The organism is Ningiella algicola, assembly GCF_028401415.2.
Taxonomy (GTDB): Bacteria; Pseudomonadota; Gammaproteobacteria; order Enterobacterales; family Alteromonadaceae; genus Glaciecola.
In genome coordinates, this window is the sequence record NZ_CP171821.2 from 2,180,151 (window position 1) to 2,207,105 (window position 26,955).

Annotated in this window: 20 protein-coding genes; 6 read left to right on the plus strand and 14 right to left on the minus strand. The window is 43.7% G+C overall.

Annotated features, from left to right (window positions below):
* Positions 1 to 52: 52 nt before the first annotated feature.
* Positions 53 to 505 carry a thiol-disulfide oxidoreductase DCC family protein gene (locus PN836_RS09515; RefSeq protein ID WP_415926398.1) on the minus strand — a complete coding sequence of 151 codons (453 nt, stop codon included), beginning with the start codon at positions 503 to 505 and terminating at the stop codon, positions 53 to 55.
* A gap of 265 nt (positions 506 to 770) precedes the next feature.
* Here PN836_RS09515 and rpmE point away from each other — a divergent pair, with 265 nt between their 5' ends.
* From rpmE to PN836_RS09530, 3 genes are all read left to right on the plus strand, one after another.
* Positions 771 to 983, plus strand: coding sequence for a 50S ribosomal protein L31 (gene rpmE / locus PN836_RS09520; protein ID WP_395345091.1), 213 nt, complete (start codon positions 771 to 773; stop codon positions 981 to 983).
* A 540-nt stretch (positions 984 to 1,523) separates the two neighbouring features.
* A complete protein-coding gene (locus PN836_RS09525) occupies positions 1,524 to 2,555 on the plus strand; it encodes a hypothetical protein (protein WP_395345093.1) in 1,032 nt (343 codons plus the stop codon).
* Positions 2,556 to 4,436, plus strand: coding sequence for a transglutaminase-like domain-containing protein (locus tag PN836_RS09530; protein WP_395345095.1), 1,881 nt, complete (start codon positions 2,556 to 2,558; stop codon positions 4,434 to 4,436).
* 16 nt (positions 4,437 to 4,452) lie between these two features.
* Here PN836_RS09530 and PN836_RS09535 read toward each other — a convergent pair whose 3' ends face one another.
* The 4 genes from PN836_RS09535 to dld all read right to left on the minus strand — a co-directional run bounded on the left by PN836_RS09535 (position 4,453) and on the right by dld (position 8,304).
* Positions 4,453 to 4,737: a hypothetical protein gene (locus PN836_RS09535; protein WP_395345097.1), complete on the minus strand. Its 285-nt coding sequence runs from the start codon at positions 4,735 to 4,737 to the stop codon at positions 4,453 to 4,455.
* Between the two features lie 78 nt (positions 4,738 to 4,815).
* Entirely contained in the window at positions 4,816 to 5,907 is a 1,092-nt protein-coding gene (locus tag PN836_RS09540; protein WP_395345099.1) for a DUF6136 family protein, read from the minus strand.
* Positions 5,904 to 6,500 carry an ATP-binding cassette domain-containing protein gene (locus tag PN836_RS09545; protein ID WP_395345101.1) on the minus strand — a complete coding sequence of 199 codons (597 nt, stop codon included), beginning with the start codon at positions 6,498 to 6,500 and terminating at the stop codon, positions 5,904 to 5,906. The genes PN836_RS09540 and PN836_RS09545 overlap by 4 nt, the downstream gene beginning before the upstream one ends.
* Positions 6,501 to 6,582: 82 nt before the next feature.
* Positions 6,583 to 8,304, minus strand: a complete 1,722-nt coding sequence (gene dld, locus PN836_RS09550) for a D-lactate dehydrogenase (protein WP_395345103.1) — start codon at positions 8,302 to 8,304, stop codon at positions 6,583 to 6,585.
* 224 nt (positions 8,305 to 8,528) lie between these two features.
* Between dld and PN836_RS09555 the strand changes: the two genes are divergently transcribed.
* Positions 8,529 to 10,928 carry a S9 family peptidase gene (locus PN836_RS09555; protein WP_395345105.1) on the plus strand — a complete coding sequence of 800 codons (2,400 nt, stop codon included), beginning with the start codon at positions 8,529 to 8,531 and terminating at the stop codon, positions 10,926 to 10,928.
* A gap of 7 nt (positions 10,929 to 10,935) precedes the next feature.
* Here PN836_RS09555 and PN836_RS09560 read toward each other — a convergent pair whose 3' ends face one another.
* A complete protein-coding gene (locus tag PN836_RS09560; RefSeq protein WP_395345107.1) occupies positions 10,936 to 11,658 on the minus strand; it encodes an HAD family hydrolase in 723 nt (240 codons plus the stop codon).
* Entirely contained in the window at positions 11,651 to 12,559 is a 909-nt protein-coding gene (locus tag PN836_RS09565) for an aminotransferase class IV (protein ID WP_395345109.1), read from the minus strand. The genes PN836_RS09560 and PN836_RS09565 overlap by 8 nt, the downstream gene beginning before the upstream one ends.
* Before the next feature lie 237 nt (positions 12,560 to 12,796).
* Between PN836_RS09565 and PN836_RS09570 the strand changes: the two genes are divergently transcribed.
* Entirely contained in the window at positions 12,797 to 14,206 is a 1,410-nt protein-coding gene (locus PN836_RS09570) for a xanthine permease (RefSeq protein WP_395345111.1), read from the plus strand.
* 11 nt (positions 14,207 to 14,217) lie between these two features.
* Here PN836_RS09570 and PN836_RS09575 read toward each other — a convergent pair whose 3' ends face one another.
* Positions 14,218 to 15,228, minus strand: a complete 1,011-nt coding sequence (locus tag PN836_RS09575) for a cupin-like domain-containing protein (protein WP_395345113.1) — start codon at positions 15,226 to 15,228, stop codon at positions 14,218 to 14,220.
* 381 nt (positions 15,229 to 15,609) lie between these two features.
* Here PN836_RS09575 and PN836_RS09580 point away from each other — a divergent pair, with 381 nt between their 5' ends.
* The gene (locus tag PN836_RS09580) at positions 15,610 to 16,857 is read left to right on the plus strand and encodes a malic enzyme-like NAD(P)-binding protein (RefSeq protein WP_395345115.1); all 1,248 of its coding nucleotides are present in this window, start codon (positions 15,610 to 15,612) and stop codon (positions 16,855 to 16,857) included.
* On the opposite strand, the gene PN836_RS09585 is transcribed toward PN836_RS09580, so the two are convergent.
* The 6 genes from PN836_RS09585 to PN836_RS09610 form a co-directional block, all read right to left on the minus strand.
* The gene (locus tag PN836_RS09585; protein WP_395345117.1) at positions 16,835 to 18,538 is read right to left on the minus strand and encodes an esterase/lipase family protein; all 1,704 of its coding nucleotides are present in this window, start codon (positions 18,536 to 18,538) and stop codon (positions 16,835 to 16,837) included. The genes PN836_RS09580 and PN836_RS09585 overlap by 23 nt on opposite strands.
* 198 nt (positions 18,539 to 18,736) lie before the next feature.
* Complete coding sequence (gene ahpF / locus PN836_RS09590; RefSeq protein ID WP_395345119.1) at positions 18,737 to 20,323, minus strand: alkyl hydroperoxide reductase subunit F; 1,587 nt, start codon at positions 20,321 to 20,323, stop codon at positions 18,737 to 18,739.
* A 275-nt stretch (positions 20,324 to 20,598) separates the two neighbouring features.
* The gene (gene ahpC / locus PN836_RS09595) at positions 20,599 to 21,168 is read right to left on the minus strand and encodes an alkyl hydroperoxide reductase subunit C (protein ID WP_395345121.1); all 570 of its coding nucleotides are present in this window, start codon (positions 21,166 to 21,168) and stop codon (positions 20,599 to 20,601) included.
* 142 nt (positions 21,169 to 21,310) lie between these two features.
* Positions 21,311 to 22,120, minus strand: a complete 810-nt coding sequence (locus tag PN836_RS09600) for a LytR/AlgR family response regulator transcription factor (RefSeq protein ID WP_395345123.1) — start codon at positions 22,118 to 22,120, stop codon at positions 21,311 to 21,313.
* Position 22,121: 1 nt separating this feature from the next.
* Positions 22,122 to 23,318: a sensor histidine kinase gene (locus tag PN836_RS09605; RefSeq protein WP_395345125.1), complete on the minus strand. Its 1,197-nt coding sequence runs from the start codon at positions 23,316 to 23,318 to the stop codon at positions 22,122 to 22,124.
* 77 nt (positions 23,319 to 23,395) lie between these two features.
* Positions 23,396 to 26,938: a hypothetical protein gene (locus tag PN836_RS09610; protein WP_395345127.1), complete on the minus strand. Its 3,543-nt coding sequence runs from the start codon at positions 26,936 to 26,938 to the stop codon at positions 23,396 to 23,398.
* Positions 26,939 to 26,955: the final 17 nt, after the last annotated feature.

Sequence of the window (26,955 nt, forward strand, 5' to 3'; positions counted from 1 at the left end):
TAAGCAAGTGAAACAAGCAGTTGCACCATTCCTTAAACAGGATTCAGGTTATTTATTTTGTACCTAAGTATCGTTTGTCATGATCAGGGTTCGGAAGCGAGCAATAATCATACTTTCCAAAAAGTGTGTAGCGGTTCAAAGCGACTCTATCGTACATCCAATCGCGCAAGCTTCGCGGAAGTATTTGAAATACGGTTACAAGTTTGTAGGGATAACCAAGGGTTTTCATTACCATGAAAAAAGCATCGCTCTTTTCATAGCTTCGTTTATCATTTACCACCAACATTGTGTCAAATGTTTCGGTTGGGTAATTGAAGTGGCGTAATATGTCCTTACCTTCCTGCGACTGAACGCTCGATAACTGAAACAGCCGATGCTTATCATGCTGGATAATAAAGTTGCTCCACGCGTTGCAAAGTTTGCATACGCCATCAAACAAGATAGCACGCTCACCCTTTTTAAGATGAGGTGTCATGTTATTTTGTGCTGTCGCGCTAATGTTCACCAATACATCCAACCGAGCATGTGTTTTAACCTGTTATTTATACTAACGAGGACAAGCAAAGATTACTTTATTTTGCGCATCAGCGCGACTAACTTTACCCAGGACGCAGCTTAAATCTCTTGATCGCGAGCATACTTTCATATAATATCCGCGCTCCAAATTACGACTGAGTGCTCATACAGCAGTTGGTCATTGAAATTAATATCGCTTGGTGTGCAACTTCGGGTTGTATAGCGAGGCGGCCTAAATTAAAACAGGTAACCCAATGAAAGATGGAATCCATCCTGAGTACAACCAGATTAAAGCGACTTGCTCATGTGGCAACGTTTTACAAATCCGTTCAACACTGAAAAAAGACATCAACTTAGACGTATGTTCTTCTTGCCACCCGTTCTATACAGGTAAGCAACGTAACGTTGACACTGGCGGTCGTGTAGATAAGTTTAAGAAACGTTTTGGTGCACTTAATAAAAAATAAGTGCTAAGCAGTATCCAAAAAGATAAAGGCGCTTTTTTGTAATTAGCGCCTTTTTTGTGTCTAGAGGTTTTGCTTAATAGCACGATAATTTGATTAGTTTCCATGTTGGTTAACGTGTTAAACCTTTTATGCTCATATTTTCAGACCGATAAATAGAGCGTACGCTTTTCATATCTCGTTAACTTTTCACTTTATGCAACTTGCATATTCGATTTATATACCAAGGTATTTTTTCCAATATGCGTGTTTCGGTGAAAGCGGCCGCTTTCACCGAAACACGCACAATACCTAGAACCTTGCCTAGATTGTTAATGACCGCCGATACCACCATGTAGGCAAACGATGGATTACGGATATGTGAAGAATGCTAGTCTTTATTATTATTAATTTAGTACCTGCGTATATGATTTTAGTCAATAGAGCAGGATGAACGCTTCAGAAAGTCGTATTGCAAGTTAATCAAACTCTCTGTATCTTAAATGATGAAAGTAGGAATACAGTCGCTTCCTACTAGGAGCTGTATTAAAAGGAAGTTTTTATTTGTCAGGTAGTCCTTTAGTTAAATCCCCACGACCCGTTTTTGTCGATTTTCTGCTAGCTTGCTTTACGCTCAGTCTGTATTTGGCCGTATGGTTGTATCAAAGCGTGCGCGATTTAAAGCGCGTCAATCAAAAAGACCTTACGCCATGGATGTGGCTGTTTGTTCCTATTTTTTTCATACCCTTATTTTTCGCATTGCCAGTATTTCTCCGATCGATACGCGAATGTGAAGAAAAACTTGAGATTATCTCTTGGTCGAAAGCTCGCGAGCGATGCTGGCTTTTTTCAGTATTAGCCCTTTCGGTTGCTACAATAGCTGTCGAGTATTTAGGGGCAAGCTCCTTACAGCAACTAAGTCTTATTGCAGTTTGGATTGCGGGATTTTTTAGCATTGGTCCCCGTATTAATCAGATACGGGCGACTAGCGAGCTAGGCAAAACTAAACTCTACGGCGCGCTGTCAATTTTTGAATGGATCGTGAGTATTATAATGGCACCTTTCTTAGCGTTTGTCCTTTGGTACTCTGGTCTTAATGCCATAATAAGCTCTGTGCAAGAGTTCGAACCCGGACAGGTGTATTCAAATAATGAACATAACTTTAGCCTTCGCTTTGACAATGACCAATGGCATCAGGTGAGAATAGGAACATATTCAAACGGGGAGGCATTAATGGAGTTTTCAGGGCATAACTCAGATGCATATATTGTTATTTTTGTACAAGACGAACGAAGCGATATTGGTGATTTAACGCAATGGCGAATAGACGAATCTTTTGAGAGCTTAACAAACGCCTCATGCAAAGAGTCTCGCTCCTTTTTAACTAATAGTTTTCGCTTAAGAGTGGTTGTAATTTGTGAGGGAGCTATTGTTGGCGATCCTGCTATTGAACGGTATGAGTTAATACAAATTGATGACGAGAAATATATTGAAGCCTATGCTTACTTCAACCCAACTCAGACCAACTTTGCACGGAATAGGGACTCATTCAATGCAACGGTTTCTAGCCTCATGCCTTTATCGGAGAGCAACTAAATGCGCATCTACTTACTCCTAGCGACCTTATTTCTTTCGTCTTATGCGCTCAAAACGATGGCCAATAATATCGAAGGTGAGTTAATTGGCTTAGCACAGGAGTACTCAGGTAAAACATCTGGCCTTTCCGAGGCAAATGTTACTCGTCTATTCAATAGCTTTGAGTACCTAGTGCGCGCGGACAAGGTCATTCTGACAAGAACAAGTATTTGGTACTACCCATCTCAAACTAGTGTTCAGGAAGATGGTTACGATAGTATTTATTTTAATGGGTACAATCAGGTAATTACATCATTGCAAGCGTTTTCAATGGATAAGACGGGCGAGATAAGTGAATTTAATCCAGATGATGCGCGCATCATTGATTCTGATTCTTATAATGCATTTTCTGAAGGTAAAGAGAAAATTATCAATTACACGGGCCTGCAGAGAGGGAGCATGTCGGTCTTACGTTATTCTATAGAAACTGACCTCAGCAAACTCGAAGTGCCTTGGTCTGCGTTAGTTTATGCACAATCCTATTCTGAGCAAAAAGACTTTATACTTCGCGTAGAAATACTAGATGACACACCAATCTATATTGATAGTTCAGCAGACCTAATTACGTGTATTAAACAAGACAACCTCATCTTATGTGACGGGAGCGATATTCCAAAACTTGATAGTTCGGATAGTCACTATTATCGGGATGTTGCCGCACACGTTGCGATAAGCAGTATTGAAAACTGGGACGCACTTATTACAACTATGTTGGATGCATACTCAGTGGCGCAAAGCACTAACGCCAGCGTGGTAGAGCAGATGCCGAAGCTGGTCAACGAAGAAATGACTGAAGAAGAAAAAATTTCAGCTATACATGAATTTGTGACGCGCGATATTCGTTACCTTTCGGAATCAGAGGCTGGTCACGCATATATTCCGCACTCCGTATCTCGCACAGTGGACAAGCGATACGGAGATTGTAAAGACAAAACCGTTCTTTTAATCGAAATGTTCGAGCAAATTGGCGTGGATGCTTACCCCGTTTTAGTGAACACAAGAGCAACATCAGCCGACGCTCTGTTGCTGCCATCTGCCCAATATTTTAATCATGTATATATGTGCTTTATGTTTAACAACAAACGTCACTGCATCGACTCTACTGACACAACGAGCGACTGGCGATATACATCACAATGGATACAGGGAAAAGCTTCATTGCCATTAATGATGGGTGCTAAGGGTGAACGTGGCATATTAGAGAAACATGCTTATGGTATTGAAAATGAGATATACATACTTATTGGCGAAGATGGCGGTCAGAAAGAACAACAGCGCATTGCATTTCATGGTGCATATGCCAGCAGTTATAGAAGTAAACTTGAAGGTTTGGAGCCAAAAGAGAAGGAAACATATCTAATAGATTTGTATCAGGACTATGTTTCTGAAACGGGAAGCCCGAAAGTGGACGTGGAGGGAGTAGATGAACTATCTTCTCCTATCATTATTCAAAGTGAAAATATTTTCCCTCCTTATTTAGATATGAAAAACGATATCTCAGTAATTGACTATCAGCCATGGGTTAATTCAGAGGTCAATTCCTACGAAGCAAAAAATAAAACCTATGCTACTCAATTTGCTGGGACAAAAGTTAGATCGCAAGTGACCGTTGAGTTACCGGCTAACTGGCAAATTAAAAGTTATCCGGCAGAGCTTAATTTAATGCATTCCTTTGCTTCTTTGACACGAAAAATTACTAGGAAAGAAAATAATACCTTTTCTATGCTAACTGAATTTTCTTTACCTGCAGCTACCATTGAATTAGAGAAATCAGATGAATTTAACAAATTACTTAAGGTGCTACTCGAGCAAACAGATATTGAACTTACCGCAACAAAATAGGATTTGTTTTCGCAGCTCAGTCTTTCTGGGCTCGGCCTTCATGAACAGCGTCCTTTTCCGCCAATTCTTGTTCGCGATTCACTAATACAAAAGTCAGAAACATCTTAGTGGGCAAAGACATGATCATGCCTAGCGCGACGAAAATTGCGCTTATCAAAATGCCGGTAACGCCCATTTCTTCGATAGTTTCGTTAAACATATGAAAGTATACGCCTAGCAAGATGAACACAATGCCAATGCTCATGACGATTTTTAAGGTTCGAATAATGGTCGTGTCTGATAAATCTTTTGCACCCAGCATCTCGCCCCTCCATACTCCGGATGTGTATAACAGTATGGATAGTCTAATAGAATTTATGACTTCGGATATTGATTCAGCTCATAAAAAGTAGACTAAAACGCTGGCGGCCGCCCACGTTAACACTAAGTATTTCTTTGAATACATCAAGCTTAAGATGCACAACAATACTGTAAGTATATATCCAAAGGCTAAGGTGCTTGCGCCGAACACCAGTGCATGCGCGCCAATACATATCAGACTCACCATCGATACGACACAATACTGCGACAGGATATCGAGCCGCGATTGCATAATAAGCGCATAGAATTTTTGATGTTCTAACAGCTGCCTCACAACCAGCAGTTGCATATTTGCACTAAGCAAAGCCATAAGCTGAAAGCACAGTAACGCTATCGGATGTTTAAAATCTTCAAGGTTGATTGCACAATAATAGCCACCAATTAGTATCAGCATCATCGCAAGTAAAAATAGCTGCAAATGCTGAGAATGAGACAGCACAAAACGCCACCATACTTTCGCGAGGTTCATGGTTGAGGGTTTTGAAAAATGCATCCCATTTTTCGGATACACTGCCATACATACTGCGCAGAAGAGGGTAATTAGATGACACATCAACAGCCAAAGGCTCACAGATACATCTAACAATGTTAGTGATATCCAAGCCCACGCGCTCAAGGCAATTAATGCGCTTAAGGTTTGTTTAACTGACAGCATAGAAATAAAAGCAAATAACACCATCAGTGACGCCAGCAAAAAACCTGGCATCGCTCTAGACAATTGAGATAAGTCACTAGAGGCAAGTACAAACATCAGCAACAGCAAAAATGGACAGCAAAGCAGCCCTAACAGCGCGTCTGATACAAACAGTTTCAGTTTATACCGAGTTAGGGCTTGTACATATTTACGAAAGCGCAATGCCAGTATTGCAGGGCGAAATAAGGTCAGGATGACTGACTGCAGCACCAATAGCACCAAGGCCATACTGTATGATTCTGCTGAGCTATTTTGAGCGTTTAAAAACGAGCCGATTCCTAACAGCAAAAAGAAAACGAGCGCCGGGAGCGCCACTCCCAAAAACATAATGACCAGTAGGCTTGTATGCTGAATTTGCTTTAAGGCAAACCTGACTTCGTAGTTAAAAATCTGCCACCTTAGTTTAAAAATATTCACTTTGATTTTGCTAAGCCATGTAGATGCTGAGTAACAAAGCCATGTTTAGCAAAAAGCTCGGGCTCATTGGACGTGACAATGACTTGCCCTACTGCGTTTTCCAGCGCCTCAAACAAAAATTTAATGCTCTGCGTATCTAAATATGCGCTAGGTTCATCCAACAGATATAGCTTTGCCTTTCGCATTAATGCGCAGCATAACTGCACTTTTTTTATGTTCCCACTAGACAGCGCGCTAATAGGCTTATGAAGATGTTCGTTCAGCGAAAAGCCTTTGATGAGCGCGTCAGCAGCTTTGCATGTGAACTGGCGTTGATTTAGCAAAATGACTTCTTGGGCACTGAGAAAGGGCGGGTATGTGATGGCATCTGAGGCGATGGCTATGCATTCTAAGGGCTTATCTAAAGGCATTGAACTAAGCGTGAATTCACCTGATTGATAGCTTTCTAAGCCTGCAATAATGCAAAGTAATGTCGTTTTACCAAGGCCGTTTTCACCAAAAATACAACAACGTTGATGTTCAATTAACGCGTTATAATCTTTAAATATTTCGAGCCGATGAATAGTTTTATTAAGCGCTATTACCTCAAGCAAGTCATGTTCCTTGTATGCGATAGTCTAGAACGGTTAATCTTAGTCCACTAGTGTGAGAGTCTCTATCAATAGATTGAAAAAGCTATACACAACACGCACAATTGCGTTTGTGCTTGCTCATTTTACCAACGCCCGGGTTAAACGTATTTGTGGGGTCTAAGGAGCGATAAAATGCCTGCAGGGGAGCGTCCGCTTTATACAGGTGCCCCACGTTGTGTTCAGCTGGATATTTTGCACCACGCTCGTCTAATAAGGCTAACATAGCTGCCTTCACTTCGCTCGGATTCGCGCCTTTCTTCAATATATAGTCCTGATGAAAAACATGGCAGAAGAAGTGTCCATAGTAGAGACTTTTTTCAATTTGCGATTGAATATTCTCGGGTAAACGCTCTACCCAGTCTTGTTCATTTCGTTTTAGTGCAATGTCCAGCGCCATAATTTCCCCGACCCTCTTGCTATGCAGGGTTTGATAACGTATCGCTGCGCCAGCGGCGGCAAAGCGATGTAAAAATGCCGCAGAGCTTTCATCGTCATCACATTCAAAAAAACCGCCTGTATTTTCTTGTTTAGCAAAAAACTCGGGTAAAAACGTTCGCGCCTCTGCAATGCCGTTATCACTCATTTTTAGTATTAAGTGATGCTCAAAACGCTGGTGAAAGTCCTCCATGCGATGGGGCAAGTGATTCACAAAACACTTTGCAATAAGCTGCATGAAACGATCACTTAAATACTTAGGTAAAAAAGACACTTTATTGAGCATCGCATCTATGCGCCCTTTAATCGCAAACAGGCGCGGCATGGCATCAGTACCTAAATGCTTTACACTTAAGAAAGTATCTTTGCCGTACTCCTTTGATACGCTATACATGTCGCGATGCATGTACTCAGCTACTTCAGGCACATGCACAAAATGTGTCAAAATCTCTCTTCGTAAGTCGCTTAGCTCTCTTTCATTATTGGTCCCGATATAAAATGTTTGCGTTTGTTCAGGCACTTCGAATGTATCAAGCCGCAGTGAAAAAACCGCAAGCTTTCCTGCACAACCACTTGCCTCGTACAAACGCGATGGGTCAGCATTAAAACGGCTTGGCGTATCTGCATCGATATCTTTTAGTCTATCGATGTAATCTGATGCACTTGCTTTATGGCTACTCAGGTCACCATGAATCGCTAAAGAAGTATCAAAGTTGCCTTGTTCAAGGTTGTGCAGTATTTCCTCTGGACTTTCGCCTAAATCAATCCCTAAGTGATTAACCAAGAACAATTCACCATCCTCATTTACCTGCGCAAACAAGGCAAGCTCGGTGTAGGCAGGCCCACGTTTTACTAAGGCACCACCTGAGTTATTGGCGACCCCCCCAACAATAGTTGCCCCCAAACTTGACGAACCAATAACCGAGTGCGGCGCACGTTTAAGCGGTTGAAGCGTTTTCTCCAGCGTGTGCAAGGTAGTACCCGGAAAACTCAGTACTTGTTTGCCTTGCCCCAGTAAAATGAGCGTATTCATGGCAAGTGTATTGATAATGACAACGGGGCGGTCATACTGATTGCCGCTTGGAGTGGAGCCTTCGGTGAGCCCTGTGTTGGCCGCTTGCATAATGATTATACATTTATGCCCAACACATATCTTTAAGGCTGACCAATACTGCATTAAGGTTTGGGGAAATAGAACACACAAAGCCTCGCCTTCACCTGAACGCCAACCCTTTCGATAGTACTGTGTCTTGCGACGGCTGGTCGCGACGTTCTGCGTCCCTAGCGCCGCAGAAAGCTCATTGATAATCGTGTTGGTGTTTGGTGCCATAATATTCAATACTTCGAGGTTACACTTGGGCTTTTGCAACGCAGTAATTCGCAATTCTAGCGGTACTGAGCGCCGTTTCTTAAACAGGATTCAGGTTATTAACTATAGCAAGGCTTTAATGCTAAGTAGACCCATTTGTCACACAATCAATAGCTATTAGCAAAGCTTTGCTGTAGCGTTTTGGTTCAGTTATTACGAAACAATGTACGGATAAACGCAATAAGATGAAACAGCTCCATGATATTCAGCGAAAATCGCTGATACGATTTTCAGCCTTTCTAACCATGCTTCTATGCATTCAATCATGCGCCAGCGCTTACAAATCAATGAACACAAATCAAACACCAAAACTGAGTCTTGAAAAAATCTATAGCGAAAAGAAGTTTGAGCTTGAGCGAGGCGCTTATTTTCGGTGGTTGGATGATGGAAGCGGCTATACCGTACTCGAACCCAGGCAAGACAATGCAGAAAAAGTTGACGCTGACGCACCCGGCGTTCGCGGCAACGATATTGTATTTTATGAAGTAGACGGAAGCTCAAGAAAGGTGCTTGTCAGCTTTGAACAGTTGATTCCTAATGGCAAAACTCAGCCACTTCGCATTGATGATTATGCATGGTCAGACGACGGTAAATGGGTGCTGATTTATACCAATTCTAAAAAGGTATGGCGCTCTCGCAGCCGCGGTGATTACTTTTTATTAAATCTAAAAAGCAAGGCACTTACTCAAGTTGGACCTCAAAGCGTGATCGATGCCTTCGATACCTTAGCGGAAAAAACCGAAGATGAGCTTGCCAACGAAACGAAAGAGGACATTCAACAAGAAACTGAAAACCCAGCATCAAGTCGATTGATGTTCGCAAAGTTTTCGCCGGATTCGTCAAAAGTCGCTTACGTGTATATGAACAATATTTATTATCAAAACCTTGGCTCAAGTAATGCCGTGCAGTTAACGACGGACGGCAACAACACCATCATTAACGGTAACTTCGACTGGGTATACGAGGAAGAGTTGTCTATCGCTGATGGCTTTAGATGGTCGCCCGACAGCGAACGCATTGCTTATTGGCAGCTCGATACATCGGGCGTTAAAACCTTCACTATGATTAACAATACCGACGCCTTATATCCCACCTTGACGACCTTCCCTTACCCGAAAGCGGGTGAAACTAATTCTGCCGTAAAAGTGGGTGTAGTTGAGCTAACCAATCAACAAACTCAATGGCTAATGCTAGAGGGAGACAGCAGAGAACGCTATATTCCCAGGATTAACTGGGCAAGTGGCAATGAGCTTCTTGTTCAGGATGTGGATAGGCCACAACAGCGCAACCAACTTTGGTTGTATGATGTAAATGACAATAGCAAAACTCTCGTGTTTACCGACACCGACGATGCATTCATAGAATACTACTACGACGCGGATTTTATTAATGATGGTCAGCACTTTATTTGGCACAGTGAGCGGGATGGCTGGCGCCACCTTTATAGAATATCGAAAGACGGCAGCGAAATTGTTGATTTAACACCTGGCGATTTTGACATGATTAATATGCTTGCTTACAACGAAGCTCGCAATGAGGTGTATTTTACAGCATCGCCTGACAATCCGACTCAACAATACTTATACAAAAGCGCATTAGACGGCAGTACCTCACCCGTGCGTATTACGCCTCAAAGCTATTCTGGTACCAACCAGTATCGAATGTCTAAAGATGCAAGCAATGCGCTGCATACATACGGCACCGCAAGCACACCCACGATTAGTCAGACAATCAAAGTGGCAAACCATGAAACCGTAAACCGTTTAACGTCCAATGCAGATTTAACAGCTCAACTAGCAGAGTATCAATTGCCAAAACGTGAATTTTTTGAAGTACAAGCAAGAGATGGAACCAAGCTAGATGCTTACATCATGATGCCAAAAAACTTGGACAAACATAAAAAATATCCCATTATTTTTTATGTTTACGGAGAGCCTGCTGCGGCTACGGTTCAAGACAAATGGGATAGACGCAACTATGTATATCATGCGCTGCTCGCGCAAGAAGGTTTTATTGTTGCTTCAGTGGATAACCGCGGAACGCGATCGCCCAAAGGAAGAGAATGGCGCAAATCCATTTACAAGCAAATCGGCACTATTACCGCTATGGATCAAGTAGACGCGTTTGAAGCCATAAGCGCCAAATACCCCTTTATTGACCAGCAACGTGTGGGAGTATACGGGCATTCAGGCGGCGGTAGCTCTACGCTGACCTTATTATTCAAACATGGCGACATCTATAAGGCTGGCGCAGCAATTGCCCCCGTTCCAGACATCAGCTTATACGATACCATTTACCAAGAACGTTACTCTGGACACCCACAAACAGACCCTGAGAGCTATTTCAACACCAGCTCCATCAATTTTGTGGAGGGTTTACAAGGCAACTTGTTGCTGATGCATGGCACAGGCGATGATAATGTGCATTATCAGGGCAGTGAGCGCCTTATCAACGAGCTTATTAGACATAACAAACAGTTTGAATTTATGTCGTATCCTAATCGCGCACACGGCATTCGAGAAGGGGAAAACACGGTCCTGCATCGTCAAACCATGATACTCAACTTTTTTAAACGGCATTTATAGCAGGCGCTTATAGCGCCTTTGCTTTTAAGATGGCATAAAACGGCATCACTTCATCAACAATGTCTTGCTGTGCTTTAGTTAAGCTAAATGCTTGGCTAACGCTAGGGCTAAATCCTGTAGATGCGCGCACGCTCTTGTACCAGTGCTCAGCCCACACGCCATCACTTGCCCGCTCACCCGCAGGCCATGAAAGCATGCCGTGGTCAAAGCCAACTTCCAAATGCTGACAAAACTTTGAGAGTGTTTCTAGAGGCTGACTTAGGACATCTGCTGAATCTACAACAGGTATATTCGCGTTGCCTGTGAGTTCGCTGATTTGATTGTACAGTTCATATTGGCGAATGATGCCAATGGCTTCAACTGAACACGTTCCCCGGCTATTGGTGTATGAATTCACGACAAAAGCTGGATCTCGAATCAAAAAACAGTGTTGTAAAGCTTTCGTCCAGCTTAAATCACACCCTTCTAGCATGTGATGGGTCATATGCTTCTGATATTGAAGTTCAGTTGTGCAATCGCCTGTACACAGTCTGTTTGCCACTTCATTGTAAACGCTGGATTGAGACGATAGAATCTGCTCAAACATAGGGTGAGGACTTTTGGTTTGATGAAGGTAATAGGCATAAAATGGCTCATCTACCACTTCACAATCCTGACGATTTTCCCAACTCCTCATCATCGCGGTTGATATATTGCGAGGCCCAGACCACATGCATATTCGTTTAGTCATGTGCAGCCTCAATTAGATCAACGTACAAACTTTCTAAATGTTTGGTTTGGGTCTGCGTCCCCTTGCCTATAGCTCGACCATCAACTTCTTTGACAGGTGTAAGGCCCGCAAATGTGCCGGTTATGAAGGCTTCATCTGCACCATAAACGTCGGCTAAAGAGAAGTTTTTTTCAAAAACCGGAATACCGTTTTGTCTGCACACATTGATGACGTTTCTTCTGGTGATCCCGTCTAAACAAAAATCGCCGCTTGATGTCCATACTTCATTTTCGCGCACAATAAAAAAGTGAGTCGAGTTGCAGGTTGCCACAAAACCGTGTGGGTCGAGCATTAACGCTTCATCAGCTTGAGCCTTTGCCGCTTGTATGCAGGCAAAAATACAATTGAGTTTAGAGTGTGTATTTAGCTTTGGGTCTTGCACATCTGGATAACCGCGCCTGACATGAGAAGTGAACAGGCGCACCCCATCCCCCTGAGCAAGCCCTAAGGCCTTTTTATGCTCTGCGATAATTACAATGGTGGCAGGCGATATGGTGACTCTAGGATCTTGATATGGCGTGGCTTTAATTCCTCGTGTCACCATCAAACGAATATGCACACCATCATGCATGTTGTTAATGTCGCATGTTTGACGAATACGATTTACTAGCGTCGGTTTGTCAATCCCAATGTCCATATCGAGTGCTTTGGCACCATCATATAGACGTTTCATGTGCATATCGATAAAGGCCAGTTTTCCCTTATGCAAACGAATTCCCTCCCATACACCGTCGCCGAGAATAAAGCCGCTGTCGAATACCGAAATCTTGGCTTCGTCGCGAACAAAGAATTCGCCATTGATGTTTATTTGGATAGTTTGATTTCTTGGGTCGTCTTGGTATTGGTGGGTGCCTTTAGCCATAGATAGTCTTTGTCTCAATGGGTGATATGAGTCATTGAATGCAATCGTTTCGCAACCTGAGTCGTTGTGCAAACACAATCATTTTCGATGATTATTAGTTTATAAACATGTTAATAATATTAGACTTTTTTGTATACAGTGCGTATTACAATTAACGAAAATAAAACGCTGTAGAGCCTAAGATGCGCGAGTGCTCTTTGGTAAATCTAACAACAATAACGACAACGAGAGATCATAATGCCAAAAGATCGTATTGATGGTGAAGTTCAACCGGGTTTGAAATGGGGTCCGTTTACCATGAGGATCCCGCTTGTACATTTGCGGTTTTCCTTAACGGATGTATTGCAGGGCTTTGCTGTTGCAGGCGCAACTGGATTGGCTTTAGTGCCCTACTTTATGGCGCTGTTAGGATTAAGCTTTGAAGAAGCCGTAGTAATGGCGATGATTCACAGCATGCTCATTTCATTCTCATGGATGCTCTTTGGTGACCCCTATGCTCCTGGATGGCTTACGCCTGCCATTCCCTTTGTCGTCGCTTTTATTACATCGCCTGCATACTTAGGCGACCATGCCTCTCAATTTCAAGCGATGACGGCGCTGTCTCTCAACTTTGCATTCATATTGATAGTGCTTGGTGTTAGCGGATTAGGCGCGAAACTCATTCAAGTGGTTCCGAATGTGTTTAAAGGTGGAATTATTTTAGGTGCCGCCATCGCCGCTTTTATGCGCGTGACCAAAGACGGCGACGCAGCCAATGTATTTCAGTCAGCCCCAATTGCTGGGACCCTTGGTGTTGTGGTGTGCCTTGTGTTTGCATTTTCCAAGCCCTTACAAGCCATCGCTTTGCGCAACCAAGGTTTAGCTAAATTGCTTGGCTTGGGATTACTTCCAGGCTTCATAATTGCGGGCACAGTGGGCTATTTTACCGGTGAATTTAATTACAACATTCGCTGGGAAATACTTGATGTGGGCGCTGCCACTGTATCGCTTTGGGAAAAGGCCTCACCCTTTGTGATTGGATGGCCGTCAATGGCAACCTTTGTTGCCTCGTTTCCGCTGGCGTTAATCACCTATATTTTATTCTTCGGCGATGTGGTTACCGGAAATGAAATGATTGAGCAAGCTCAAAAAGAGCGTAGCGACGAAAAGCTAGATATCAACAGCAGTCGAGCGCATATGGCAACTGGCATTCGCAATATTCTAATGGGCATTACCGCACCGTTCTTCAGTACGCAAGGTGTACTGTGGACGGGTATTCAGGTGGTATTATTGAAGCGTTGGGCACAAGGAAAAGAAAAGCTCAACTCAATATACGACAGTATCGGCAGCTTCTACTTATTTGGACTCCCGATTCTGTTTATTCTTCTCCCTCTTGTTACTCTGCTAGAACCCCTGCTTCCTGTTGCCTTGGCGGTTACGCTTATTCTCACCGCTTTCGCCTGCGCGACACTGGCGCTAGCACTTGTACAAGATGCTACCGAGCGCGGCGCAATGGTGATAACCGCAATGGCCTTTAGTTTGTTTGAACCTTGGATGGGTTTATTGATTGGACTATTTACGATTGCGGCTTTGTGCGGAATCGGCGTCTTCATGCCCAATCAAGGAAAAGATGCTGAACAAACCAGCTCGAGCAAAGATTCGCCATGAATGGGCGACTTTTACTGAAGGCGTTTAAGCAGTAGCTTACGCATCCTAGCGGCTTGCTCTTCATCAAGTGGTTTTAAAAAGCCCTGTGCAGAATCTGGAATGTGCGTTTGCGGCTGCGGATTAAAAATAAGCTTATCAAAGATATCTTTCCACACCTCTTTTTGCGCTTGCGGTAAGTCCTTGATAGACAGCATGGCATGCACAAGTGCATCGTTTGGATTTGCTGCTGGCTCGGGAGCTTGTCTCCACCAATAGTTTTGTAAAAGATTAAACGCATCTAATGCTTCAACGTGATGCCACCACATGCTAGGAATAAATATGGCATCGCCTGGTAAAAGTGTCGCCTCAAAGGCATTTTCTAGCGCCTGCTCAAATTTTGGATATTGCTTGAAATCGGGCGCGTGCAAATCGACTAAGCTGATGGCTTGCCCTGCGGGATTAAACTCAATGGGGCCAACGTAGAGATTGTCGTATTGCTCAGGCGCAAACAGTGTAAACTTTCTTCGTCCTGCAAGCACACATGCAACATTGTCAGTCGCATCATAGTGCGGAGCAACGCGAGAACGATTTCCCATCCATAAACTCACCAAAGGCGCCTTGTTTAACAAGGCAATATCGTTTTGCTTTCGATAGTTTGGCATTAGTAAGTCTACTGAGGTGGAACCTAAATATACGCTGGCAATGTCCTCGTCGTCGGCGTTTGCCACAAGCCAGGCGAGCACGTCATTAAAGGGTAAGCGCTGTTGCTCAAAATTGAAACCACTCATATCCTGATTGTAGAAGAAACGTCCCTTTTCTTTTTTATCAGCAACCCACGCCGGAACCGTTGCACCTGCGCTAAATCGCTGCAAATATTCTGCTTGTGCGTGCAAACGCTTTTGTGGGTCTGTATTGTTCTCACAAAGCTTAACGATTGGCCAGTCGCTGACGAGATTACGAAAAACAATTGGATATTCTGCTTTTAGCATCTGCTCGGTCAATTCACTCTCACCAGATAAGTGAATCTCCTTCAGTTTTTGCATCCTGATATACTCCAATCGTTTAGGGCATGCTTTTGCTTGCCTGGTCTTGCTGATACGCACAAGCAGTTTAGCAAGAATCGCGAAGCTTGAAAGCGGGTAATTGAAATCAATCTTCACCATAGTGATGATGAATAACGCGAAATTACGCGAGCGAAAACATGGTCTTACCACTACTATGCAAATCAATTCACTCCATCGATAAGGATTTTATCTGCAAGCATTTGTGTTATCGTTGCTACACGATGTTTTGCTAGCATGGTTTGCTGATGTGCGCTTGTTTGCGCACAGATGGATGCAACGATATTGTTTTCGTATCTACGCTCCCAGTCCTGAGCCAAATATGCAAAGAATGCAAATTGCCATTAGATAAAGGATGTCGCCATGTCCGACTTTCGTCAAAAAGCGCTCGATTACCATGCTCTTCCCACTCCTGGGAAAATTAGCGTTGAACTCTCTACTCCTGCTGAAAATGTGACCGACCTTGCGCTGGCGTATAGTCCCGGCGTGGCCGAACCGGTCAAAGAAATAGCCGCAGATCCAAACGCTGCTTATCAATATACAGCAAAAGGCAATATGGTCGCCGTGATCTCTAATGGCACTGCAATCCTTGGGCTCGGTAACTTAGGCCCATTAGCTTCTAAACCGGTGATGGAAGGGAAAGCACTATTGTTCAAACGCTTCGCGGGTCTTGACTCCATTGATATTGAAGTCAAACACCGAACTACGGAAGAGTTTATCTCAACGGTAGCAAACATCGCTGATACATTTGGCGGCATCAATCTTGAAGATATTAAAGCGCCAGAATGTTTTGAAATTGAACAAGAGCTTATCAAGCGCTGTAAAATACCCATTTTTCACGATGACCAGCACGGCACTGCGATCGTGACGGCGGCGGGCATGCTAAACGCATTGGAAATTCAAGGAAAAAACATAGAGGACGTGCGCATCGTGTGCATGGGTGCGGGTGCCGCAGCCGTAGCCTGTATGGAACTTTTAATTAAGTGCGGTGCTCAGCGAGAGCGAATTTACATGCTGGATCGTCAAGGCGTTATCCATACGCGGCGAGAATCGTTGACCAAATACAAAGCGCTATTTGCCAACAACACCGACAAACGCTCACTAGAAGATGTAATGAAGGGAGCAGATGTATTTCTCGGTGTATCAGGACCCGACTTATTACCCCCTGAAACGCTGGAATTGATGGCCGAAAATCCAATTGTATTTGCTTGTTCCAATCCTGATCCCGAAATCAAACCTGAACTTGCTAACGCGGTAAGGGATGATCTCATTATTGCAACCGGCCGCTCCGACTACCCAAACCAAGTCAACAATGTTTTGTGCTTCCCTTTTATATTCAGAGGAGCGCTAGATGTGCGAGCAACATCAATTAATGACGAGATGAAGGTGGCTGCGGTTGAAGCTTTGCGCAGCGTGTCAAAAGAAGAAGTGCCTGAAGAAGTATTGAAAGCAAGCAATATTAAATCGTTGAGCTTTGGACGCGACTATATTATTCCTAAGCCAATGGATCCACGATTATGCAAACGCATTGCAACGGCGGTCGCCAAGGCAGCTATTGAATCGGGCGTGGCGCAAATAGACGAATTGCCTAAGGATTATTTGTCAAACTAGCGTCTGATTGGAAACCCGATATTTGAGTAGGGCGCAAGATATCGACGATAAATGAAATGGTCTTTTCATGTTGATATGAGTTGTGCCGCGAAGGCACAATTAACCTACCTCTACTTTGCGGATGCAAAGCACTTGTATATTCGACTACGCCATCAGTGATATTCATACACTGAAATTCCGATTCGCACGCCAGCTCTCCGTTTGAGCCAATAATCGAAAATGCATCCCCGTTAATGGGCAAATCAGAGAGCGCGTCAGTTAGCGGATGGTCGGGGCGAAGCACTTCTATACTGGTCGCAGTGCGCGCGCCTAAAAAGGGTAGCATTCTTGCGGTGAGTTTATCTATGCCGACCTCTTTCACAAAACCGGAAAAAAGAGACACCACGTTTTGCGGTAACGTCACCAGCGACGAGCTGACAAATCCAATAAATGATTGCGCAGTATCGCTGCCTCGATGCGGCGTATCAATAAAGAATATCTGGTTATAGTCAAACATTGGTTGAAACACAAAGACTTCTTCAATTTGAGACTTAAGTTCGCTGTTAATGTGCTCTGGTCTAACGGTAAATGCGGCGTCCCAAAGAGCGTACTGGGAATCAGACACTAGGGTATTGCCAATAATCCCCCCCATACTGTGGCCAATTACGACCAGACTTTGTTCGTCAGTAGGGACATTGTAGTAGTCAATAAAATGATTTAATTCGCGGCGAAGTCGCATCGCATTGTAGAAGGGCGGCGTGCCGCTAGCGTAAAATGCATGCAATATCTGATAACGTTCGTTAAGTTCAGGGGTCGTTAAGAGAGAATGGGTGATGTATCGCCACACAAGAGGGTCAGAGTTTAAACCGTGTATCATCAGAATAGGTGTTTTATTTCGGTCAATGGGGTTAATAGCAAATATTCCCATTCGTTCATCTACTTTTTGAGGATTGATAAAGCCTTGAAACCTTAAATCATCTAAGGTTGCGTTCTCCACTAGCACTAAATAAGCGGCATTCGGACTAAATCGAACGGCGTACTCTTCTTGTTCGAGACGAATGTATTCTTTGTTGGTATGTACGAGCCTTAAGTCTATTTCAATGGCCTCGTCAGCAAACTCCACACGCTCCAAACTAATGCTAGCCGGGTGAAATAGCCCTTCTTGTGGATAGTGCTTATCTGCGGTAACGCCAAAGTTCTTGCGATATGCCACCACCGGCACACCCATTTCGCCGCTTATGTTAATGGGTAATCTTGGGTCGATAGAGCGCATTTGCTCAACTAAAAAAAACGTTTCATAACCAAAATGGTTGTTTAATAAATTGATGCGGATATCGCCAAAGGCAAGTTCTTCAGCAGGTAGCGTTTGGTAAGCAATCATCGCTAAGCTTATCAAGCGATTGAACTCGCTGATGGCTTGTTCACCTCCTGCAAATAATGCAGAAGAGGGTTGCGAAAGCAAGCTTTGATAACACAATAGTTTTGCAGCAAATTGCGAGTAAGCTGTCTCTGGCATATCGGCGCACAAAAGAGCGAGCTCTTCGCTTGAAACGCCGTCAAACAAACCCGAACTTTGCACAATGACCACTCGCGCGTCAGGCGCGATATTAGCTTGGGGTGACTCTCCGATGTCTAGGTACTCGGTATGTGAACACGCGCACAAGATAGTCAGTAACACACAAAATAGTAGCAATCGACTCATGAAAAAATGTAGCGACCCCGAATGGAAATATGTGACTCATATTACACTTTTGATAAGGCGAGAAAAACGAGCCGATTCCTAACAGCAAAAAGAAAACGCGCCCATCGGCACGTTTTTATTCAACCTTAGCTGAAAACTAATCGACAGACAATAAGCCTATAGTAGCCTGTGCATAGCAAAGATCAATACGCCCTAATCTTATGCAGCTTCTTCCGCCGATTCGCTTTGCTCAATCGGGTTCATAATCAGGTAATCAAAGGCCGCAAGCGCTGCTTTTGAACCTTCACCCATGGCCACCACAATTTGCTTATATGGCACAGTAGTCACATCACCACACGCGAATATCCCCTCTTCGCTCGTTAATCCCTTCTCATTAATAATGATTTCACCATATTGTGTTGTATCTACCACGTCTTTGACCACTTGAGAATTTGGCACTAAACCAATTTGCACAAAGATACCGTGCAGATTTTGTTGCTTCACTTCATCCGTTTCACGATCGGTGTATTCGATGGCACTGACTTTGCCATTTTCAGCCAGAATTTGCTTAGTTGCCGCATTCAGAACAACCTCAACATTTTCACGTTTATTGAGCTGATCAATTAATACTTGATCTGCTTTTAACTCAGGCAAAAATTCATACACGGTTACCGAATTGACAATGCCTGCTAAATCAAGCGCTGCCTCTACCCCGCTGTTACCACCGCCAATGACTGCAACATCTTTTCCTTTGTAAAAAGGGCCGTCGCAATGTGGGCAGTAAGCAACGCCATTGCCTATGTTTTCATCCTCGCCGGGCACATTGAGCTTTCTCCAATTGGCGCCTGTTGCCACTATAATGGTGCGCGTTTCGACGATTTCTCCTGAACTTAAGTGCAGCTTTTTCACTGCGCCTTTTTCAATTTTCTCTACTCGAATATGCTCTTTCAATGTCAGTTCATAGTCTTTCAAATGATCCATCAACGAACCCGTTAGTTTTGGACCCGTGGTAGATGAAACAGAGATGAGATTTTCAATGCCCATAGTGTCTTTGACTTGACCTCCAAAGCGGTCAGCCACCATCGTGACTTTTAACCCTTTTCGAGCAGCATATATCGCCGCAGAAACCCCTGCCGGACCACCACCGATTACGGTGATGTCTTGCATTGGCAAAGCAGGTGCATCCGAGCTAGATTGCAAGATTTCTGGCGCTACATCGCCTAACTTTTCGATAATGTTTGCAATTTCAACTTTACCGCTGGCAAATACCTCTCCGTTTAAGTAAACCGTAGGTACCCCTTGAATGTTGTTTTCTTCGATAAGCTCAGGATAAACGCCACCGTCGATCATCTCGGTGCTAATGTTGTCATTTAACAAAGCAAATTGATTCATTGCTTGAACGACGTCCGGGCATGCGTGGCAACTAAGACTAACATACACTTGAAAATCTAGCTTATTACCCACCTTTTTAACCATACTTTGAATGCTGTCATCCAGCTTCAAGGTACTGCCAGCAGCGTGCAAAATAGCCAGTATTAGAGAGTTAAATTCATGGCCGCCGGGCACGCCTGAAAAACGAATTCCGGTGTCTTCACCATTCGCTTCCACTAAAAAACTCACTCCAGAACGCAAACCCATGTCTCGCTCTTCTAGTTCGAGCTTGTCTGACAAGCTCGCAATTTGACTGAGCATATCGTGAAGTTCTGCTCGCTTGCTGTGCTCACCGTTTTGAAGCACAAAGGTAATATTCTTACTTAAATCTTTAAAATAGCCTTTTAAGGCAGATAAAATGTCTTGAGTTAACATAACTTGCTCCTATATGTTTGCACTTTTCGCTCAATTGCAAACTGACTTTTATTAATGCTCTGTGTAGGCATAAGATAATAATTTCGACACGAGCCTGCAGAGTAAGCTCGCTTATTAGCGGGTGCTTACGTCGATTTAATGGCATCGGAATTAAAGGATTATTGTCTTGCTGTTGACAACGCTTGCGAAGGCTTAATCAACACGAGGCGACAATCATTTAGCCCCAATATAGCTCGCAGGCACGCCTGCGAGCATAAAATTGAATAAAATAGGGCTTAGATTTTACCTACTAAGTCAAGACTTGGCGTAAGTGTAGCCTGGCCTTCTTCCCATGCAGCAGGGCATACTTCACCGTCGTTATTTGCAACATACTGAGCCGCTTTCACTTTGCGCAACATATCTTTTGCACTTCGGCCTATGCCTAAATCATGAATCTCAGCCACTTTAACAACACCGTCTGGGTTGGCTAAGAAGGTACCGCGAAGCGCTTGACCCGCTTCTTCAATCATTACGTCAAATCCGCGCGCCAACTTAAAGGTTGGATCTGCAAGCATTGGGTATTTGATATTGCTGATTGCGTCAGACGCATCGTGCCAAGCTTTGTGTACAAAGTGAGAATCAGTAGATACCGAATATACTTCTACGCCTAGACTAAGAAGCTCGTCATGGATTTTCGCCATGTCTTCTAATTCAGTTGGGCATACAAAAGTGAAATCTGCAGGATAAAACAAGAAGATTGACCATTTTCCTTTCACATCATCACTGGTAATCGTTTTGAATTCACCATCGTGAAACGCTTCAACAGAAAAGTCTGGGATCATCTGGTTTATTATCGACATGTTCAATTTTCCTCTAATTAGTTAGTTTGTTGTCAGTAACGTGATTCCTTACGTTGGTAGTAAAGATATAGATGTTTCGAGAAGATTTAAAATGAAAAGAAACGATGCGTTTAATCGAGAAAGTAGATTGAAGCCTGTGGAGCCTCGTTTAAGCCCCTTGTTCGAGGAAGCGCTTTATGACATCTCTGTAATTGCGACTGACTTTTAATTTTTGATCCGCGTGCAAGACCAGAAAATATTCTCCCTTAGTGTGGGGGATGACTTTTTCAACATATTTGAGATTGACCACCGTTGAGCGATGAACGCGTTTAAAATGCTCAGGGTCGAGCTGGCTCAAAAGCTCTTTAAGGGTGCTTCGCTTGATGTAAGTCTCATTATTAGCATGGATGCACACATAGTCCCCAGCGGCATCCATCCACGAAATGTCAGCTTGTTCTAGCAATACGATTTCGTCGCGCTCTTTAATCACTATTTTGCGCTGAGCAACTTGTGAACCCCAGATGGTATCTGGTACCGCATCTTCGCGACCGTGATGCTTTCTGATTTCGCCTATCGCTCCCACTATGCCTGATTTGTTGGAGGAGTGGCTTTGGTCGCTGAGTCTTTCTTTAGCGCGAGCGATGGAACGGTCAATGCGTTCTTGATCGATAGGTTTTAAAATATAATCAACCGCGTATAAGTCAAAAGCGTCAATCGCATATTGGTCAAATGCGGTGGTAAAAATAATCAGAGGCACCGCGTCATTTTGCAAACGCTTAACAACACTTAAGCCGTCGATGCCTGGCATTTGAATGTCCATGAACATGACATCAGGCGCCATTTCAAGAGCAGCTTCAGTCGCTTCTCGCCCGTTTTTGCACGCTGCGATAATGTCTACCTGTCCATTTTTAATCAGTTTTGAGCGCAGAATGCTTAACGCAAGAGGTTCATCATCAACAATAATTGCGCGCAGTTGCATGCTATACAATGTCCTTCTCTGATTTGCTTTTTTGCTCGGACATACTGAGCTCCAGCGGAATACTGATCATCGTCTTACAGCCACCGAAAGAGGAGGGCCCGACATCCAGCGTAAATTTGTCTGTATATAATATCTTGAGACGTTGCTCTGTGTTTTCTAAACCAACACCTTTGTGGAACGCTTGATCGCCTGCGGCATCAATATTCTCTTGTCCATTACCGCTATCACTGACGGACAAATGTAGATAATTGTCAACAACCGAAGCTTGCACGCGGATGGTGCCACCCTTTTCACATTTTGCGATGGCGTGTTTCATAGAGTTTTCAATTATCGGCTGCAATAAAAGGCTGGGCACGAGTGCATTCTCAGCCTCCCTTTGAATATCGAAGTCTAGTTGCAGCCTGTCTTCAAATCGTGTTTTCTCGATTTTTAAATACAGACTCAATGTTTCAATTTCCTTCTTCAGGCTCGTTTTCCCCTCTGGAATATTATCAAGTGAAAAGCGCAAAAACTGGCTTAAATTAACCGTCATCATTTGCGCCTTCTCATTTTCTTCCATATCGATTAAGGCATTAATCGCGTTAAGCGTATTACACAAGAAATGGGGGTTTAGCTGATATCGCAACATCTGCAGTTGTGCATCGCGCGCGGTTGCCTGAGCCTGCATTCTAACAAGTTGAGCTTCTTGTGCTTTGGCTTCAGCGTGAAGCATATCTTTGTTCTTTTCTTGTAGCAGCCGGTAATACTGAATGCCGTAAAAAAGCGCTGTCCAACTGGTAAAAATAAAGATGCTGCTGAAATACCAACCACCAAACTCTGTCCAAATATGTGTCTCGCCAGTGGTCAACTCGAATACATACATTCTGGCGATTGTCCAAATTAACGACACTAAGGACACGGATACTAAATTCAGAATCAGCTTGGTAAATAACTCAATTTGCCAAAAGAAAATAATCGCGCGCTGTAAAATCAGCGAAAACAGTAAACCAATTGCAGACTGCACTATGACGGGAATGATGTAAATAATGGAGGCTTGGCTATACCAAAGTGTGAGTGTAAAAAACGTCACGACACATAAAAAGCCCCAAAACGCGACTTGCCACGTGCGCATTCGCGGGTAATTTGATAAAAAACGATGTTTGTCTCTCAGGCTTGAAAACATCAACAGGCCCTTAGTGAAAGATGAATATCGGTTCATTATCACAGCATTGCACCAACAATGTGACTATTTTTTGCGAAAACCTTTTGAGCCTTATAAGCACAGCACATCTTCGATCACGCTTGATACAGGATACGGTCGGGAATGCGCACTGTAATACAGCTTACTTTTCCACTGCGCGAAAATACCTCATTACTTAAATCGGGTGAAAGACTCCCTGTCGGGAAGTGCTGTTCACTGCCGCCGCTTAATTTAACGCTGCACGAAAGCACTTTTTCTGTTTTCGAACGCTTATAAATCACCGGCACCTGGCAAAAAGTGAAGGCTAATTGCCCCGCTTGTAGCTGATATTTATTCCAACTTCCACAAACGCTTAAGCTTTCAAAATTCGTCTCTTGCGTTAAAAACTCTTGTGCCCGAAGCATGAACGGATTGAATGATAGCTGCCCTTCATTAGGACAACAGCCAAGTTCACCCAAGCGAGTGAGTACTTCCTCTTTTACCTGTCCAGTCATACCCGGCTGTTGCGCACCAGCGTGCTTAGGCGTATGAGAGTATGGGTCATAAGGAAACGCCCCATATACCTCGGGCGAGTGGTTAAACCCTATTCCTGCGCGCACGCGATAATAGCAGCGAATCAATGCGTCTATCGACTCATCACCTAGCGCTTGAGCGTCATAGACATTTTCCTGAATCGCCAAAAGCAGTTTTGACACCATATGCCAATAAACGCTTCCGAGACCTTCAAAGGCAAACATGCCCGTGCTTCTTCCAGTAAAGGCCTCGTGTTGAAAAGTTTGCTCATAGACATTTAGAAAAAGCTCAAGCGCGCCCTTGTCCGCCGCATCAGGATAATCACTTTGAATACTACCCCAGCAAGACTTGAGCGCATTGGCATTAACCAAGGATGCGTTGAAGCGAAGCGAACCTGACGCATCGACATTGAGCAGCCGGAAGTCTTCTGCGGCGAGCATTTTGCTCCACAGTGGGTGGTTTTCAAGTTCAGGGTCACGCACAATGTTTTTATCTAAAAACGCCTGTTGCGCTCTGTCTGCATAAAGCATAAAGGTGTTGATGTCTTGCCGATACAAATCACTTTGGAACAATGCTTCAAGCACTGACAAAGCTTGTTTAGGCGACAACAACTTTGCGCTTAAAACCGCGACTTGTCCCTCTAACATATCGTAAAGCGGGCTGACTTTAATCATCCTATCGTCAATAGCGATGGTGTTGTAAGCTTGGTAAAGGCCATTGGTGCCGCGGTTGCTCTCAATGCTAATCTGCACCAACACTTTTGCTTTTGTAATAAGTGTGGACAGATCACTCGTTGCAACCGCTTTATATGCCGCTTTATCTAGACCTTTGTAAATAGATGCCCGGTACGCTTCTGCAGTGTTACCCATGGCATCTAAAAAATCGCGTTGGATATTGGGACTGATTGGCTTTTTATGGGTCAATAACTCAGCATAGCGGTTAACTATCTTCAAAGAATAGTCAATCCAAGTGGCAACTTGAACCATCATATTGATAGTTTTAGATCTGCCTTGCCTGTCAAAATCTATTAACAATTGTTCTAGAAACTGCAAATATCGATTGGTGTAATACAAGGTAACCATGGAGACTCCCTGGCCAACCAAAGCATTGTTTGCATCGTTCCATTCAGGCCTTTGCGTATTCAGCCAAATGCCCGCGCCGAGGACTAAATTACTGAGCTTAGTCAGTAAGGGCACCATGAGCTTCTCAAACAAGTTTACGTGCACAACTTTGCCCTTGCCATCTAACACAAGTTTTCCGTCAGCACCTATTTCCTTACATTGAGTTTCAATCTTGCTAGCCTGCTCCCAATCATAAATAACGGTGTTCTTCGGATCGTCACATAATGCCTTATACGCTTTTATGCGATAGGGGACGTTTGCGTAAGCGTAAATTGGCTTAAGTAAATTTGCCTGTAGAGAGTCTGGTGAAAAACGTCGCGACAACTCTAGCAGTTTCAATAAGTAAATGATTTGATGGTCGCCCCAATAACCAATATAAGACCATGGGTCTTCAGGATCCTCTACTTCCCAATCTATGCCCTCTTTTGTAATGCGATATGGATTGTAGCCATCCATGGTTGACGCATTGACGAATTTAGCAATAACGCCGTCTAAAAAATTAGGATAGCTAAAACAAAGTGCTTCCCAGTTTTGAAAAATATCGCGCCAGTTCCCCTGATAAGACAGCAGCGGCTTGCCGCGTTCGTCTTTTAATTTAATGGCAAACTGATTCCATGGCCGACTCGGGTCTCCATGTCGACGGCCGAAGGTGATAGGTAAATATTCTTCACATAAGCGAAGCAAGGAGGCTTGATGATTTGTGTCATACTCATGCCTTTTCAAAAACTGCTTCAACTCATTAAGCGACAGCGGGTTTGGCAGTTTCAGCAAGCTGTCTTCCACTTCAAGATACAAAGGTTGATTAAAGTGCTTAATTGTGCGCATCAAGTCAGTTTTGGAAATATCGTAATGATGAGCAAAAACGCCACCTCTGAGCACATTAAAAATCACATTTGCATAGTGATGCTGCGACACCATTTGCTCACCAGTCACTTGAAGTCCATCTGCATTGGCAGCAATGCGTTTAAGTCGTTCGCTTCCTTTTTGGACTGAATTTGAAACAGCCTTATCGATAGAGTTGCGCTGCTCTTGCAAGGTATTTTGTAGATCAATTATTTGGCTTTGAGTTTGCTCATTGTTCGCCACGATCCACCAAGACGCCAATTCATTCGGAGCAATACTAAGCGTAAGATGCTTAAAATAAGCCCCCCTCACGCCTCTGCACGTGGCAGCGATTTCAGGTGTCTCTCCCTTTTTAAATCGCCTCACACACTCAGGATGAATAAAGGCGTGTTCACTCAAGACTTCTGAAGACATATCATCTGCCTCGGGCAAATCGTCACCCTGTACACGCGCTGACGAAAATGAGCACAGGGACGAAAATACGCTGTTTGATTTAAGCGACTCCACTGGCTCTGCTTTGTCAGTAATGGCTGAGTAAAGCCTGTATAGCGCGAGCGAGCTTGATTCATCAAGTTCGTTGTATTTATAAGCATCAACTAAATTGCTAGAGATAGTTTGTGTGTACCTAGGTGTTCCGGCAGGCAAGATATTTTGAATACCGTCGAGTAGTGTGATTTCCTGAAAAACATCACTTAGATTTTCAATTGTGCTGCGTTTACATAGGCCAAATTCCTCTGAAAACTGCCAGGTGTAGGTAAAGCGCAGGTCAAGATCGTGATTCATTTCTTCGAAGCATAGCTTGTTGCCTAATGTGTTTTTGTACAAATTTCGTGTTAGATGGAAGCGCCCATCCTGTTCGGTATTATACGGCTCCCATTGCCAGTCACTGCCGTCTTTGCGTTTTCCAGACAAGAGTGTTTTTGCGCCAGTGCTGAGGGCGTTATCCAGTAATTTATCGACGCACTGGTACGGAAAAATGGCGGTTTCAGGGGAAATACGCCCTGCTGAAATTCCTCCTAGCGAGCCTGTAAACAGCCAATGATCTTGATCGGAAATTAAGCTGATAAAAAAATCTGGGATTGCATCTACGTTAGTAATGCAATAGAAAGTTTCGCCTTCGATATGCGTAAACTTCCCAGAAACTGTGTTGGTGTATCTCATAGACATCTCAGGTTGCG

Bases quoted from the DNA above. Each gene is read 5' to 3' on its own strand.
- PN836_RS09610 (WP_395345127.1), bottom strand. From the start codon at position 26,938: ATGAGATACACCAACACAGTTTCTGGGAAGTTTACGCATATCGAAGGC.
- PN836_RS09575 (WP_395345113.1), bottom strand. From the start codon at position 15,228: ATGCAAAAACTGAAGGAGATTCACTTATCTGGTGAGAGTGAATTGACC.
- PN836_RS09535 (WP_395345097.1), bottom strand. From the start codon at position 4,737: ATGCTGGGTGCAAAAGATTTATCAGACACGACCATTATTCGAACCTTA.
- PN836_RS09565 (WP_395345109.1), bottom strand. From the start codon at position 12,559: ATGGCTAAAGGCACCCACCAATACCAAGACGACCCAAGAAATCAAACT.
- PN836_RS09560 (WP_395345107.1), bottom strand. From the start codon at position 11,658: ATGACTAAACGAATATGCATGTGGTCTGGGCCTCGCAATATATCAACC.
- PN836_RS09570 (WP_395345111.1), top strand. From the start codon at position 12,797: ATGCCAAAAGATCGTATTGATGGTGAAGTTCAACCGGGTTTGAAATGG.
- rpmE (WP_395345091.1), top strand. From the start codon at position 771: ATGAAAGATGGAATCCATCCTGAGTACAACCAGATTAAAGCGACTTGC.
- ahpF (WP_395345119.1), bottom strand. From the start codon at position 20,323: ATGTTAACTCAAGACATTTTATCTGCCTTAAAAGGCTATTTTAAAGAT.
- PN836_RS09555 (WP_395345105.1), top strand. From the start codon at position 8,529: ATGAAACAGCTCCATGATATTCAGCGAAAATCGCTGATACGATTTTCA.
- PN836_RS09530 (WP_395345095.1), top strand. From the start codon at position 2,556: ATGCGCATCTACTTACTCCTAGCGACCTTATTTCTTTCGTCTTATGCG.
- PN836_RS09585 (WP_395345117.1), bottom strand. From the start codon at position 18,538: ATGAGTCGATTGCTACTATTTTGTGTGTTACTGACTATCTTGTGCGCG.
- PN836_RS09605 (WP_395345125.1), bottom strand. From the start codon at position 23,318: ATGAACCGATATTCATCTTTCACTAAGGGCCTGTTGATGTTTTCAAGC.
- PN836_RS09580 (WP_395345115.1), top strand. From the start codon at position 15,610: ATGTCCGACTTTCGTCAAAAAGCGCTCGATTACCATGCTCTTCCCACT.
- dld (WP_395345103.1), bottom strand. From the start codon at position 8,304: ATGGCACCAAACACCAACACGATTATCAATGAGCTTTCTGCGGCGCTA.
- PN836_RS09600 (WP_395345123.1), bottom strand. From the start codon at position 22,120: ATGCAACTGCGCGCAATTATTGTTGATGATGAACCTCTTGCGTTAAGC.